We start from the raw sequence: 12,931 nt of genomic DNA, 5'->3' as shown, positions 1-12,931 counted from the left end.
CTCTGCCCGACGAGTTCACCCGGGCCCGGCCCTGCTCGCTGCGATCAGGCCTGCACGGTGGGGCGGACGACGATCTCGCTGACGTCGACGCCTTCGGGCTGCTCGATGGCGTAGCCGATGGCGGACGCGATCGCGGAGGGCGGCATCGCGATCTCGTCGCGCTGCTGGATCATCGCGGCCGCGGCCTCGGGGCTGGCTCCCTTGCCGACGCCTTCGGTATCCGTAAAGCCGGGCGAGACGAGGGTGACGCGCAGGTCGGGACCCGATTCCTGGCGCAGGCCCTCGGTGAGCACCTTCACCGCCGTCTTGGTGGCCGCGTAGACCGCCTGCGGGGTCTTGACGACATAGGCCGCGGTGGAGCCGACGTTGACGAACTGGCCGAAGCGCTGCCTGCGGAAGACGGGCAGCGCCGCCCCGATGCCGTTGAGCAGGCCGGTGATGTGAGTGGAGACCATGGCGTCCCAGTCGTCCTGGCGCAGGTCGTCGAACGGCGAGACGGCCATCGTGCCCGCATTGGAGACGAGGACGTCGAGCCGGCCGTACTGGTCCAGGGCCGCGTCCGTCAGGCGCTGGAGGTCTTCGCGGCGGGTGACGTCGACGGTGACTCCGGCGGCGGTGCCGCCCGTCGCGGTGATGCTGCCCACGACGGCGTTCAGCCGGTCCTCGCGCCGGGCTCCGAGCACGAGTCGGGCGCCTCTTTCGGCGAGGTAGGTCGCGGTCGCCTCCCCGATGCCGCTGCTGGCACCCGTGATCGCGATGACTTTGCCCTGGATAACGGACATGATCGGCTTCCTTTCCCGGGGTGCACGCAGGTCAGTGAGGTGACCTACAGTGAAACCGGAGGCATCCCCGGTTAGTTCACACTAAGCGGGGGCGTCTCCGCTTAGCAAATCAGGAGGGCTTCCAAGAGGGGACGGCGATCACCCATGACCGACGGAACGCTTCGGCCGTTGCGAGCTGACGCACGGCGGAACAGGGAGAAGATCCTCAAGGCTGCCGTACGCGTGTTCACGACGGAGGGGCTGGACGCGCACCTCGACCGCATCGCCAAGGAGGCAGGCGTGGGCAGCGGGACCCTGTACCGCAACTTCCCTACCCGGGAGGCCCTGATCGAGGCGGTCTACCGCAACGAGGTGGCCCAGCTGTGCGACGCCGCCCCCGCTCTGCTCGCGCAGAAGCCGCCGCTAGAGGCCCTGCGCGCGTGGACACGCCTGTTCCTGGATTACGTCACCGCCAAGTACGGCATGATCGACGCCCTGCGCGCCATCGCCGCGACGGGAAACAGTCCTTATGGCCACAGCCGGGAAATGATCCAGGCCGCCATCACCTCCCTCATGGACGCTTGCACGGCCGCCGGAGAGATCCGTACGGATGTCCGCCCCACCGACATCGGCGCCGCCCTGGAGGGCATCGCCGTCACCTCGGCGGGCGCTGAACACCGGCAGCAAGCAGAGCGCCTGCTCGACCTCACCTTGGACGGCCTCACGGTCCGCCCCTGAGGACTCGCGCGCGGATCCGCTCCGCCGTCGACGGGAGCGGACGGACGGACTCGCCTGTTACGGGAGCCGGACCACAATGATGGCGGGTCAGCGAGGTGTGGCACGCCGCTCGGGGCTGTCCTCCAGGGCGCTCCGGTCCCACCTTGCGTGCTCGGCTGCGGCCTCGTAGCTGCTCTGCAGGAACTCCATCAGCGTCTGGTCGGGATCCTCCGCGGTACGCACGGCCTCGTAAGGGAGCAGGAACTCGCCCGCGTCCGCGCTGTATGCGGCAGCGGAGGGCTCCACCGGGTGGCCGGCGTAGCCGTCGGGCTCCGGGTAGGCGTAGGAGTAGAAGGTGCCCTCGGCAGAGCCGCCGGGCCAGAAGCCGCAGCTGGACACCTCGTGGGAGTAGGCCTCGACCATCACCCAGTCCGCGAGGTGCGGCGAACCTCCGGGGTGCGGTGGCGCCGCTCGGCCGGAGAAGCGAGTGACAGCGAGGTCCATGGCGCCCCAGAAGAAGTGCACAGGGCTGACCTTCCCGATGAACCTGGACCGGAACTCCGTCAGCACTCGCTGTACGGAGACGAGTTGCTCCCAGAACCTGCGGACGTGCTCCGGCTGGTAGGAAGCATGGCCCGTGTCCTCGGGGAAGGGGACGGCGGGCTCGACCTCTACCGGATTCGGCCGCAACCGCACGTCGATGCCGAGTGCGTCGAGGGCGGCCATGGTCTCGCGGTAGAAGGCGGCCACGGACTTCGGCTCCAGGGCCACCCGGCGCTCCCTGCCGTCGCTGGAGCGCACGTGCAACTGGTGGTCGCAGAAGTCGAATTCCATCTCGAAGGTGTGGTCCCGGCAGGGGATGGCCGAGGTAGTCAAGCCTCGAGCGGACACGTACAGGGGCACCTGCCACCAGTGGTTCACCATGGGCGCCTCGGCAAGCCGTACCTTGCCCACGATCTGGGTCCACATGTGGAGGGTGTCCCTCGTATCCGCCCACTCCTGAAGGGGCGCGATCGGCCAGTCCTCGACGATGTGCGAGGAAGGCCGAGGTGTTCGAGGCATCGCGCGATCCTCCGTTTCCTCGCCGGGCCATCGGCTCTCTCGGGGAGCGAATTCCCGGCTCGCAAAGAAACTAACTGGTTCCCGAGCGGATATCCATGGCCGGCCTCACGGCGAAGAAAAGAGAGATCAGACGGACTCGTGGTGAACAGCTGTAAGCGCGCTGTACACGTATTCTCCGGTTTTGCCGTCGCGAGCGACATTCCAAGGAATGCCCTACGGTCAACGTATGGCCCGGAAGAGCACGAGGACCGCGGAAGAACATCTGCACCGCGCTGACCCGGAATTGGGCGCGGTCATCGACGATGTCGTGCACGGCGGCGGTATACGTCCTACACTGCCGCCCGATCCCGCGCTGGCGGGCGATCCGAACATGCCGACCGACTGCTATGGCGTGCTGATCCGCGGAGTCGCCAGCCAGAACATTTCCGCTTTCGCATCGCGTGCCATCTACCGGAAATTGACTGAGCGGTTCGGTGGCCGGCCTCCGACGCCTCAGGAGATCCTCGACGACGATCCCGACGAGCTGCGCGTGGCGGCGGGTCTTTCGCACGCGAAGACGCAGTCCCTTCGCTCACTCGCCGAGCACATCCTCTCTGGAGAGCTCCAACTCGGCCAACTGCACGACCTGGCCGACGAAGACGTGATCGCACAGCTCACGGCGGTGAAGGGCATCGGCCCGTGGACGGCCGACATGTTTCTCATCTGGCACTTGAACCGGCCGGACGTCCTGCCGGTCGGCGACCTCGACATCCGCCGCGCGGTGGAGAACCTGTACACGCTGCCGGCTCTTCCCGCTGCCGCCGAGCTCGAGCGTATTGCAGAACCGTGGCAGCCGTACCGGACGCTGGCATGCCTCTACCTGTGGCGACTCACGGAGACGACACCGCAGGTCTAGAGAGCCAAGGTGCCGACGATCGTCGGCGACCGGCAAGCAACGCTGCCCTCTTGGTTTCCGACACGAGACGAGGAGTACATGGTGGACCTGCACATGGACGGCAAGACCGCCGTGGTGACGGGCGCGAGCAAGGGCATCGGACTCGCCACCGTCCAGGCCCTCACGGATGCCGGCGCACATGTGGTCGCAGGGTCGAGGACCCAGACCGAGGAACTCAGAGAAGTGGTCGAGGCAGGCAAGGCGACATTCGTGCCGGGCGATCTGACCGAACCGGCTGCTGCCACCTTGCTGATGGATGCGGCCATTGAGCGTGGTGGACCGGACATCTTGATAAACAACGCCGGAGCCACCGCCCCCCGGCCCGACGGCTTCCTCAGCATCACGGATGAAGAATGGAACAGAACCTGGACACTAGGGCTCATGGCGGCGGTACGCACCACCCGAGCAGCAATACCGGCGATGACGCGGCAAAAAAGCGGTTCGATCGTCATGGTCGGCTCGGTGAACGCATTCCTGCCGGATCCCACGGTGCTTGACTACTCCGCGGTCAAGGCAGCACTGACGAACTTCGCGAAGGGCATTTCAAAAGAGCTGGGCCCCAAGGGTGTTCGCGTCAACTCGGTGAGCCCCGGACCGGTCAAGACCGACCTGTGGCTGGGAGCCGGGGGTATGGCGCAGACGCTGTCCGCCGCCAGCGGCGACGATCCCCGGGAGGTCGCCGACTCCGCTGTCGCGAACACCCCTCTCGCACGGTTCAACAGTCCACAAGAAGTCGCAGACTTGATCACGTTTCTGGCAAGCGACCGTGCGGCCAGCATCACCGGCGAGGACATGACGATCGACGGCGGGATGATCGCCACGGTGCGATAGTGCGTCGTGCCCACCGGCTTCGCTGAAGCATCCCGCCCTCTGACCGGTGTGAGTCGCCAGGTGTTCCGCAGGGGATCGCGCCCTAGTCCTCCGCCCGTTGGGTGACGGGCGCCTCCGTACGCTCTGCCGGAAACTCGTACCACCGGCGTTTCAGGCAGACGTAGCGCACATCGGCTTCGACCAGGCGGAGAAAGGCGGCGACGGTCTCGGTGAGACGCTGTTGCAGGCCGGGGTCGCTGAGCGAACCGTCCTCGGCGAAGCCCTGGTGGGACCTGGCAAGGCCGAACATGTCGGGATAGACGCGCGTACCCAGGTGCTCCAGCGGAACCCTCAGCGCCCACAGTCCGCGGTTGCCTCCGACCAGGGACGGGGAGGCCGAGACGAGCAGGGCGTGCTTGCTCTTGAACGGCTGAGGCCGGACGCGTGAGACCCAGTCGATCGCATTCTTCAGCACCCCGGGCACGGAGGCGTTGTACTCGGGAGAGGAGATGACGAAGGCGTCACACCGCTCAAGCCGGTCGCGCAGCGCGAGCGCACCCGCCGGCAGCCCCTCGGCAGCCTCCACATCGCTGTCGTACGGCGGCATGTCGAAGTCCTGCATGGCGGCGAGATCGACGACGGCACCGTCGGCGTCAGCGAGGCGGGCTACGAGGGAGGCGAGGCGGGCGTTGGTGGATCCGGCTCGCAGCGCGGCACCGAAGACGAGCACTCGCAAGGGCCCCGGATGACCGTTCCCAGGCATCCCAACGCCCTGTCGGCTTGCGGGTTCTCCGGGCCGAGGTGTCATGCGGACCAGTTTCGTCCAGGCGGAGCCGGCGCGCGATCGGGGACTGGTCCTCCGAGCCGGGTCGCGGTCCCGCCGGCCGCGGTCATGGGCCGCACCGAAACGGCCTCACCGCAGAGGCCATGGAACCGGTTGTTTCATCGACGGTCAGGGACCGGGACAGTCAGGGACCGGGACAGTCAGGGACCGGCAAGCAGTCGAGGGAACGACCGCGGGCTAGCACGAACCTTCCCTCGACTCCTGGTCAGGGTGGGCACAACTGGGATCGAACCAGTGACATCTTGCTTGTAAGGCAAGCGCTCTACCGCTGAGCTATGCGCCCTCGAACGACGCCACAGACTACCTTGTCCCGCGGCCGGGGGCGCAAACCCTTGATCCGGCCGCCCCGCAGGCCGCAGGCACGCGGCCGGCGCGGTTGTTCGGTGTCTTTTGCACGTATCGTGAACGAACTGGCTCGTGTGTTCGTTGGCCCAAGGGTGGGACAATGACCGGCGATCGCTGTGCGGCACACGTGGGGACGCGGGGAGAGGTTCGGTGGCGGCTATGAACGGCGGCGGTTCCCGCCGCTGGGGCTGGGGCAGCGCCCGCGCGGAGCACCAGCGTGCCGACGCGCAAGCAGCCAAGGACGACGCCGCGGCCGCCTTCTACGAACTGGACACGGCCCAGCGTGACCTGCGGATCTCCATCGAGACGCTGAACGCGGTGGACGACTCTCCCGCCGCCCGCAAGGCCGTCGCGGACTTCGCCGAGTTCGGCTCCCGCATCGACCAGGTCAGCCAGGAGTACATCACGGTCGTGGACGCACACGACCTGGACCGCGACGACCTCGACTCCGGCGCCGCCGCCCGTGCGCGCGCCGAGCTGGCGCGGGCGCGGCAGGAGCTGGAGCGGGTCAGGGGCGAGCTGCAACGGTTCGGGGAGAGCCTGGGCCCGCTGCTGTCGCAGGCGGAGACGCAGCTCGCACGGCTCGCTCCGGCGGTGGAGCGGGCCAAGCAGAGCCTGATCGCGGCGTCCAACGCGCTGGACGCCACCCGGGAGTCCGGGCTCAAGGCCGACGATCTCGCCGCGCGGCTCGCGGCGCTGTCACCGGACCTGACCAAGCTCAACGAGGGCGCGGGGCAGCACGGCGTGCAGGAGACGCTCCGGCGTGCGGACCACGTCGTGCGCGAGGCCGAGGCCGTACGGGGCGAGGCGGAGCGCCTGCCCGAGCGCGCCAAGGAGATCGACAAGCGGCTGGCCTCTCTTCGTACGCGCACACAGGCCCTCAACACCCGCGCGGGACAGGTCGAGCCGATCCTCAGCGAGCTGCGGCGCCGCTTCAGCGCGGCGTGCTGGCAGGACCTTCAGCAGGTTCCGGACCAGGCGGCCCGGTCCGTACGGCAGGCGGAGGAGAAGCTGGCGGAGGGCCGCAAGGCGCGGGAGGAGCAGCGCTGGGCGGACGCGACGTCGCAGCTGTCGACGGTACGGGCGCTGCTGAACGCCGCCGACGAGGCGATCAAGGCCGCCGGCGACCGGTTGCAGAGGCTCAACGAGGTCTCCTTCGACCAGACGAAGGAGGTCGAGCGGACGCGCTTCGCGATCCGCGACGCCCAGCGGCTGGCGATGGCGGGCCGCAGCACACCCGACCCGAGCCACGCGGGGCCGCTGGACGACGCGGTCGCGCGGGTGGACCGCGCAGTGGCCGGGCTGACGGGCCGCCACCCCGACTACTGGCATCTGCTGACCGAGCTGGACGCGGTGAAGGAGACGGTCCAGCGCGTGGTCGAGCAGATCCGTGAGCAGCGGGCGGCGGGCCGCTGACGCGCGGCCGGAGCGGCCGGAACGTCCGGCCGCTCGGTGCGACGGCACGGCGGCGGCGAGGCCGCGTGCCGGATAGCATGCGGGCATGCCGCGATACGAGTACCGCTGCCGCGAGTGCGACACGCAGTTCGAACTGGCCCGTCCCATGGCCGAGTCCGGTGCGCCGGCCGACTGCCCGAGCGGGCACGCCGACACCGTGAAGCTGCTGTCGACCGTGGCCGTGGGCGGCGTCTCCGCGGCGGCGTCCGCCGCTGGCGCGAGCGCCGCGCCGGCCGGTGGCGGTGGCGGAGGCGGCTGCTGTGGTGGGGGCTGCTGCGGCTGACCGCGCGGCCCGCCGCCCCGCGATGCGGGTCGCGGCGAGGCGACCGCACAGCACATGCGGGGCACGCCCGCCCCGCAACCGGTTCGGTTTTCCGCTTCGAGCGAGGAGCACGGCTCCCGACTCGGCTCCAGTCCCCGCTTCTCCAGCCCCGGCTTCGAACTCGCGCCCCGAGCCGCAGGTCCAACGCCCTCTTCCGACTTGTCTCCGGCTCGCTACCAGTGCGCCGGGCGGCGGAGTGCGTCCGGGATGCGGGTCTTCGAGCTGCCCTTCGCCGCGTCGAGTTGCGGCTGGGTCAGGAAGAGGCTTCCGGTGAGGTCGGCTCCGCTCAGGTCGGCGTCGCGCAGGTCCGCGCCCGTCAGGTCGGCCAGGCGCAGGTCCGCGCCGGTGAGGTCGGCGGCGATCGCGCAGGCCCCGCGCAGTGACGCGCCCCGCAGGTCCGCGCCCGCGAGCCGGGCCCCGGCGAGGTCGGCTCCCCGGTGGTTCCTCTTCCGGCCCGGCAGTTCCGCCCGTACGAGTTCGCTGGTGCGCAGCAGCAGGGCGTTCACGCGGTCCCGGTACGACCAGACGTCCAGCCCGGCGAGTTCGTCCGGGCTGCCGTACGTGACGCGGGTGATGTCCTCGCGAGCGCTTCGCAGCGCGCCGTGGAGCGGCCGGGCCGCGGGCAGTGACTCCGCCTCCGTGAGATACAGCAGCAGTTCGTGGAGCTGCCGCACTACAGGGAAGACATCGAACATCCGCCGTGCCACTGCCGGGTCGTCCCGCCAGTCGTGCCCGGCGAAGGTGTGCCAGGTGACCTTCTGGCCCGCGCCGAAGCAGTCGTAGACGGTGCAGCCGGAGTAGCCGCGCTCACGCAGCCTCGCGTGGATTCCGCAGCGCGAGTCCGCCTGGAGGTTCGGGCAGGGCTGCCCGGCGTCCTTGTCGACGGGGAAGTCCGCGGACGCGGCGAAGGGCAGCGCGACGCAGCACAGGCCGGAGCAGTTCGCGCAGTCGGCCCGCAGATGCGGAGGCCGGAGTGGACTCACGGCGGTCTCCTGCGTTCTGGGTGATTCAGGGGGGTGGTCCGAATCCTCGCACTCGCTCGGCGCCGCCGGTAACGGATTTCCGCCCTCCCCGGTATTGCCTGCCCGGACTCGCGGACCGCGTGCTCAGAGCCCGGTGCGGCCGGTCGCCCAGTACGGCTGGGTTCGGATCGCGCGGCGGTCGAGGCCGTGCCGCGTGCGCAACGCGTCGCGCTGCCGCTGTATCGAACCGCCGTGTCCGGCGAGGAAGACGGTCTGCGGTGCGAGCGTGCCGATGCGCTCCTCGGCGTCGCGGAGCCACTCGTCGAGGGCGGCACCGTGCACCTCGTCCGCGGGCAGTACGACGGCGCCGGGCAGCAGCGTGCGGACGTACTCACAGTCCGGCGGCTCGACTTCGACCGCGACGAGCGAACGAGCGCCCTCCGCGTTGACGCGTTCGGTGAGGGCCGCCATCAGTCCCAGCGTGCTCGCGTCTCCCATGGCGAGCGTCGCGCTCGGCGAGGTCCAGCGGAATCCCCTCGCGGACTCCAGCCCGCACCAGACGATCTCGCTGTCCGGCGTGAGCGATTCGATCAGGGCGAGTCCGGGGGCGTCGGTGCGGCCGTGGTCGTGGAACAGGATGGTGGCCGTGCCGGCGCCGGGGTCGTGCGACTCGGGCGTGTAGTGGCGGAAGTCGTTGCCGCGCACGCGGAACGCCGTGGCATCGCACGGCGAGATGGTCCGGGATCTCAACGACGGGCTGTGAAAGGTGACGCGCAGAAGCGAGGGAGAGGGACGGTCGACGGCCGTCACCTTCGTAGTGAAGCCGCGCCGCTGCGCGTAGTCGGCGAGAACCTTCGGAACTCGCGCCATACGTCGCCTCCTTGACGTGTGCCGTCTGACGGCCGGATGCGCCGTCGCTTGCGATCCGAATTCTTATTTAGGTTAGGCTAACCTAAATAACGTCTGCCATGGGAGAGTTCGCATGCGCCCCTTCCGCCCCCGCGTCACACGGCCTGGCCCCGCCGAACGCGTGCGGTCGATCCTGGTCGCGGCCCACTCGATGACGGTGGTGAGCGACGGGCTCCAGGCCGAGGTGCGCCGGCTCCACGGAGAGGGGACGAGGGGACTCGTCCACCTCCACGCACCGTCCGGGGCCGCTCCCTCCAGGGGCGAGACGCGTGTCCCGGTGCGGCTGGAGCTGACCGACGTCGCGCCCACACCCGTGCGGGACCGGCTGCGGGCGCGGGTCACCGTGACCGGGCTGCTGACGGCCCCGTACGACAAGGAAGCCGAACACAGCACGTGCATGGAGTTCGGCCAGGCGGTCCTCGAGGACTCCGGCGGGCGTGCGTTCGTGACGCTGGACGAGCTTCAGGCGACGGCGCCCGACCCCTTGGCCACCTGCGAGGCCGCGATGCTCACTCATCTCCTGGACGAGCACGCCGACTTCGTGCCGCGGCTGCTGCGTCTCGTACGGCCGCAGCCGGACGCGGGCATGCTGCGCGCCGTTCCCGTGGCGCTGGACCGGTACGGCGTGACGTTGCGCCTCGAGTATCCCGGCAGCCATCGCGACGCCCGGCTGCCGTTCGCGAGGCCCGTGGGCGGCCCGGACCAGGTCGCCTCGCGGATCCAGGCCCTGCTGGCGGCACAGCGCCGCGCTCCCCACGCGGGACGGCTGCCGGCCTGATCGCCGCGGGGGCGCCGGCCGGTTCAGCCGCCGGCGGCCCTGTCCCGCGCGTGCAGGAAGCGGAACTTCGGTGCGGGGTGCATCAGGAAGTCGTGGTGGGAGATGTTCCACGCGTACGCGCCCGCCAGAGCGAACACCACCCTGTCGCCCGCCCGCAGTCCGGGCGCCGGTACGTCGCGGGCCAACACGTCCTTGGGGGTGCACAGTTGGCCGGTGAAGGTCACGCGGCTGCCCCGCACGGCGGGCCGGGGCGGCGGATGGCGCCAGCCGTCCACCGCGAGGACCTCGGCCGGCTGGTCGTGCCCCTTGGCAGCCGGCGTGCGCAGATGGTGGGTGCCTCCGCGGACGACCGCGAACTCCGCGCCGTGGCTGCGCTTCACGTCCAGCACCTCGGTCGCGTACCAGCCGCAGTACGCCGTCAGCGACCGCCCCGGCTCGATCCGCAGCACGGGGCCGGGGTACCGCTCGGCGATGCGGGCCATGCCCGCCCCGAAAGCGGACCAGTCGAAGCGTGCCGACGGGCGGGAGTAGTCGACGTGCATGCCGCCCCCGACGGTCAGTTCGCGCAGGCGGACGCCGCACCGCCCGGCGAGGCGCACGGCCTCGGCGACGACCTCCTCGACGAGCGCGAGCTGTGCGCCCGCGGCGAGTCCGCTCGCCAAGTGGGCGTGGAGGCCGGCGAGTTCGAGCCCGGGCAGTCCGTCGTCGGCGAACAGCCGGACGGCCTCGGCCGCCTCTGCCGGGTCCATGCCGAAGGGCGTGGGCCGGCCTCCCATGGCCAGGGCACTGCCCTCCAGTGCCGTCGCGGTGACAGGCGGGTTGAAGCGGATCAGGACACGCGGCCGCGCAGCGGCAGTACCTCGGTGGCGTGGGGCCAGCCGGGCCAGCAGCCGCAGTTCGTGGAGGCTCTCCACGTGGAAGCGCCGCACACCGGCGGCCAGGGCCGCCTCGATCTCCTCCTCTGTCTTGCCGGGGCCGCCGAAGGCGAGCGGCCGGTCGTGAACGGCCCTGTTCACGTGGGCCAGTTCGCCGCCGGAGGAGACCTCGAAGCCGTCCGTGTACGGTGCCAGCGCCCGCAGGATCTCCGGTTCCGGATTGGCCTTGGCCGCGTAGTACAGCTCCACCGCCCGCGGAAGCGCTCCGCGCACGGCGGCGGCGTGCTGCTCCAGCGCGCTCAAGTCGTAGAGGTAGCACGGCAGTTCGCGGTCGGCGAGGGCGAGGGCCGCGTCCCGTACCGCCGGGGTGAGCAGGCTCGGCTCGCTGGGCTCGCTCAACTCACGTGTCCGTTCGTGTCGTTCGTTCCGTCGGCCAGGCTCTCGTCCGTCAGCGGGGAGGGCAGCCGTACGTAACCGGCCTCGCGGTCCGGCACGCGCTGCCAGCGCGTGAGCAGGTTGGCCTTCGCGGGAAGAGCCTCCCCTGCGAGCAGCGACCGCAGCAGCGGCGGATCGCCCAGGTTCCCCGCGCACTCGGCGAGCGTGCGGCGCACGCACCGCCACAGTGCGGCTTCCGTGCCGGGGTACAGGTCGGCGACGGCCGCCAGCATGTCGGCGAGGTGGTTGACGAGGAGGCAGTAGACGACGCGGTCCCAGCCGCGGCGGACGTCGTACGTGAGGACGCGGGCGACCTCGCGGGGCAGCGTGGCCAGCGCCTCGCGGTGCGTTCCGGCGACCAGCTTGGTGCCCTCCAGATCGCGGAAGACGACGCGGACAGGCGCGCCCTCGTCGTCGACGCAGACGACGACGTTCTGGAGGTGCGGTTCGAGGATCAGCCCGTGCAGGAAGAACGCGGACAGCACGGGCGGGACGACGAGGTCGACGTACCTGCCCCACCATTCTGTGGCCGCGGACGGGCCCGCGCCGTCCAGCAGGGCGGCCACGCGCCCGGGGCCGGCGGGGTACTCGTCCGCAAGTGCCGCCGCCAGCAACGGCGTTGCCCCGGCCGGCACGTACGGGCCGAGCCCCTCGCGGACGATCACCCCGAAGCCCTCCAGCAGCGCTCGGTCCGCACGGCCGTCGGGGGCGCGCACGGCGAGGGTGCGGTAGGCGGGCTCGCGGAGCACGGCGGCGCCGGGGTGGCGCACGGCCAGGTCCTCCAGCACGGGACGGAGCAGCCGGGTGAGGGCGACCGCCCCTGTGAGCTCGTAATGGGCGTTCTTTCGCAGGCAGTTGGTGATGCGCACGTCGAGGCTGAACTTCAGGAACGCCGTGCCGTCGTACACCGTGCGGACCGACGCGGTAGGGGTGACCGGGGCCGTTCCGGTGCCGAGGTCGCGCACGTCGCCGTTCGAGAGGGCGGCGGCGAACGCCGGGTGCCGGTGCAGCATGTGGAACTGCCAGGGGTGTGCGGGCAGCAGCCGGAACCCGGCGGGCGCCTCGCCCAGTCCGTCCAGCGGCGCGAGCGCCCCGTGCTCCGCGGAGTCCTGGTCGACGAGGTCCTCGCGCACGGCGAGCAGCCGCAGCGGGAAGCGGGCGCCCTCCTCGGGCGCGTACGCCGCCCAGGTCGCGGGGTCGGCGCCGTGCGCCTTGGGCGTGGGGTGGAAGCGGTGCCCGAGCAGGAGCGACTGCTCGCTGCCGAGATACGCGGCGAGCCGGTCGCCGGGGCGCGGAGCAGGAACGCGGCCGTGCGACGTGCGGGGGCGGGCGAGCGCGCTGCTGACGGCCCGGTGGCTCGCCGCGACCTGGGCGAGGAACTCGTCGTTGTGGATGCCCGTGCGCAGCGAGAGTTCGGCGTGCACGCGGGCGGCCAGCGTGTACCAGCCGATCGGCGTCCAGCCCTGCGGCGTGTGTTCGTGCACGGGGCCGGTGAAGCGGTGGGCGCCGATCAGGGACGTACGGCGCAGCGCCACCCGCAACTCGGCGCCGGAGAGCGGCAGTCGCAGCAGGAGGAGGCCGTCCTCGTTGACGCGACGCGTGTGCTCGTCCGTCATCTCGCGCAGCACGCAGTTGAGAAGGGTGTGGGCGACCGCGTCGTCGGCGCTCGGCAGTACTGCGGGGGCGGGAACCGGCGGGTGGGCCGTGGTGGTGCCGGGCATC

13 protein-coding genes and 1 tRNA gene are annotated in these 12,931 nt (G+C 70.8%); 6 read left to right on the top strand and 8 right to left on the bottom strand.

What is annotated here, in order from left to right:
• Positions 1-44 precede the first annotated feature (44 nt).
• On the bottom strand, positions 45-782 hold the full coding sequence (locus QQM67_RS05625) for an SDR family oxidoreductase (RefSeq protein ID WP_314172471.1): 738 nt from the start codon (positions 780-782) through the stop codon (positions 45-47).
• A 144-nt stretch (positions 783-926) separates the two neighbouring features.
• On the opposite strand from QQM67_RS05625, the gene QQM67_RS05620 reads away from it, so the two are divergent.
• The gene (locus QQM67_RS05620) at positions 927-1,499 is read left to right on the top strand and encodes a TetR/AcrR family transcriptional regulator (protein ID WP_314172470.1); all 573 of its coding nucleotides are present in this window, start codon (positions 927-929) and stop codon (positions 1,497-1,499) included.
• 87 nt (positions 1,500-1,586) lie between these two features.
• Here the strand turns inward: QQM67_RS05620 and QQM67_RS05615 are convergent, their stop codons facing one another.
• Positions 1,587-2,540 carry a DUF5996 family protein gene (locus QQM67_RS05615; protein WP_314172469.1) on the bottom strand — a complete coding sequence of 318 codons (954 nt, stop codon included), beginning with the start codon at positions 2,538-2,540 and terminating at the stop codon, positions 1,587-1,589.
• Positions 2,541-2,766: 226 nt separating this feature from the next.
• Between QQM67_RS05615 and QQM67_RS05610 the strand changes: the two genes are divergently transcribed.
• Together QQM67_RS05610 and QQM67_RS05605 are read left to right on the top strand one after the other, a co-directional pair.
• Positions 2,767-3,435, top strand: a complete 669-nt coding sequence (locus QQM67_RS05610) for a DNA-3-methyladenine glycosylase family protein (RefSeq protein WP_314172468.1) — start codon at positions 2,767-2,769, stop codon at positions 3,433-3,435.
• A 9-nt stretch (positions 3,436-3,444) separates the two neighbouring features.
• On the top strand, positions 3,445-4,305 hold the full coding sequence (locus QQM67_RS05605) for an oxidoreductase (RefSeq protein ID WP_314172467.1): 861 nt from the start codon (positions 3,445-3,447) through the stop codon (positions 4,303-4,305).
• Between the two features lie 82 nt (positions 4,306-4,387).
• Here the strand turns inward: QQM67_RS05605 and QQM67_RS05600 are convergent, their stop codons facing one another.
• Together QQM67_RS05600 and QQM67_RS05595 are read right to left on the bottom strand one after the other, a co-directional pair.
• A complete protein-coding gene (locus tag QQM67_RS05600; RefSeq protein ID WP_314172466.1) occupies positions 4,388-5,047 on the bottom strand; it encodes an NADPH-dependent FMN reductase in 660 nt (219 codons plus the stop codon).
• Between the two features lie 292 nt (positions 5,048-5,339).
• Positions 5,340-5,411 (bottom strand) — tRNA-Val (locus QQM67_RS05595).
• A gap of 221 nt (positions 5,412-5,632) precedes the next feature.
• Here QQM67_RS05595 and QQM67_RS05590 point away from each other — a divergent pair.
• Together QQM67_RS05590 and QQM67_RS05585 are read left to right on the top strand one after the other, a co-directional pair.
• On the top strand, positions 5,633-6,889 hold the full coding sequence (locus QQM67_RS05590; RefSeq protein WP_314172986.1) for a hypothetical protein: 1,257 nt from the start codon (positions 5,633-5,635) through the stop codon (positions 6,887-6,889).
• A gap of 85 nt (positions 6,890-6,974) precedes the next feature.
• Positions 6,975-7,211, top strand: coding sequence for an FmdB family zinc ribbon protein (locus tag QQM67_RS05585; protein ID WP_314172465.1), 237 nt, complete (start codon positions 6,975-6,977; stop codon positions 7,209-7,211).
• A 212-nt stretch (positions 7,212-7,423) separates the two neighbouring features.
• Here QQM67_RS05585 and QQM67_RS05580 read toward each other — a convergent pair whose 3' ends face one another.
• Positions 7,424-8,233 carry a pentapeptide repeat-containing protein gene (locus QQM67_RS05580; protein WP_314172464.1) on the bottom strand — a complete coding sequence of 270 codons (810 nt, stop codon included), beginning with the start codon at positions 8,231-8,233 and terminating at the stop codon, positions 7,424-7,426.
• A gap of 123 nt (positions 8,234-8,356) precedes the next feature.
• On the bottom strand, positions 8,357-9,082 hold the full coding sequence (locus tag QQM67_RS05575; RefSeq protein WP_314172463.1) for an SIP domain-containing protein: 726 nt from the start codon (positions 9,080-9,082) through the stop codon (positions 8,357-8,359).
• A gap of 112 nt (positions 9,083-9,194) precedes the next feature.
• Here QQM67_RS05575 and QQM67_RS05570 point away from each other — a divergent pair, with 112 nt between their 5' ends.
• The gene (locus QQM67_RS05570) at positions 9,195-9,899 is read left to right on the top strand and encodes a DUF2470 domain-containing protein (RefSeq protein WP_314172462.1); all 705 of its coding nucleotides are present in this window, start codon (positions 9,195-9,197) and stop codon (positions 9,897-9,899) included.
• Positions 9,900-9,922: 23 nt separating this feature from the next.
• Here QQM67_RS05570 and QQM67_RS05565 read toward each other — a convergent pair whose 3' ends face one another.
• Positions 9,923-11,173 (bottom strand): type III PLP-dependent enzyme, encoded by a 1,251-nt coding sequence (locus tag QQM67_RS05565; protein WP_314172461.1) that lies wholly within the window; start codon positions 11,171-11,173, stop codon positions 9,923-9,925.
• Positions 11,170-12,930: an IucA/IucC family protein gene (locus QQM67_RS05560; RefSeq protein ID WP_314172460.1), complete on the bottom strand. Its 1,761-nt coding sequence runs from the start codon at positions 12,928-12,930 to the stop codon at positions 11,170-11,172. The genes QQM67_RS05565 and QQM67_RS05560 overlap by 4 nt, the downstream gene beginning before the upstream one ends.
• Between the last annotated feature and the right edge of the window lies 1 nt (position 12,931).

The sequence above is a fragment of the Streptomyces winkii genome, assembly GCF_032248595.1.
In the GTDB taxonomy this organism is placed as follows: Bacteria; Actinomycetota; Actinomycetes; order Streptomycetales; family Streptomycetaceae; genus Streptomyces; species Streptomyces winkii.
The sequence above is the reverse complement of the archived record's forward strand: the minus strand, read 5'-3'. Positions and strand labels throughout refer to the sequence as shown.

What these genes read in the sequence shown, in the direction of transcription:
- QQM67_RS05620 (WP_314172470.1), top strand. Translation starts at nt 927, where the DNA reads ATGACCGACGGAACGCTTCGGCCGTTGCGAGCTGACGCACGGCGGAAC.
- QQM67_RS05615 (WP_314172469.1), bottom strand. Translation starts at nt 2,540, where the DNA reads ATGCCTCGAACACCTCGGCCTTCCTCGCACATCGTCGAGGACTGGCCG.
- QQM67_RS05585 (WP_314172465.1), top strand. Translation starts at nt 6,975, where the DNA reads ATGCCGCGATACGAGTACCGCTGCCGCGAGTGCGACACGCAGTTCGAA.
- QQM67_RS05590 (WP_314172986.1), top strand. Translation starts at nt 5,633, where the DNA reads ATGAACGGCGGCGGTTCCCGCCGCTGGGGCTGGGGCAGCGCCCGCGCG.
- QQM67_RS05610 (WP_314172468.1), top strand. Translation starts at nt 2,767, where the DNA reads ATGGCCCGGAAGAGCACGAGGACCGCGGAAGAACATCTGCACCGCGCT.
- QQM67_RS05600 (WP_314172466.1), bottom strand. Translation starts at nt 5,047, where the DNA reads ATGCCTGGGAACGGTCATCCGGGGCCCTTGCGAGTGCTCGTCTTCGGT.
- QQM67_RS05570 (WP_314172462.1), top strand. Translation starts at nt 9,195, where the DNA reads ATGCGCCCCTTCCGCCCCCGCGTCACACGGCCTGGCCCCGCCGAACGC.
- QQM67_RS05560 (WP_314172460.1), bottom strand. Translation starts at nt 12,930, where the DNA reads ATGCCCGGCACCACCACGGCCCACCCGCCGGTTCCCGCCCCCGCAGTA.
- QQM67_RS05625 (WP_314172471.1), bottom strand. Translation starts at nt 782, where the DNA reads ATGTCCGTTATCCAGGGCAAAGTCATCGCGATCACGGGTGCCAGCAGC.
- QQM67_RS05575 (WP_314172463.1), bottom strand. Translation starts at nt 9,082, where the DNA reads ATGGCGCGAGTTCCGAAGGTTCTCGCCGACTACGCGCAGCGGCGCGGC.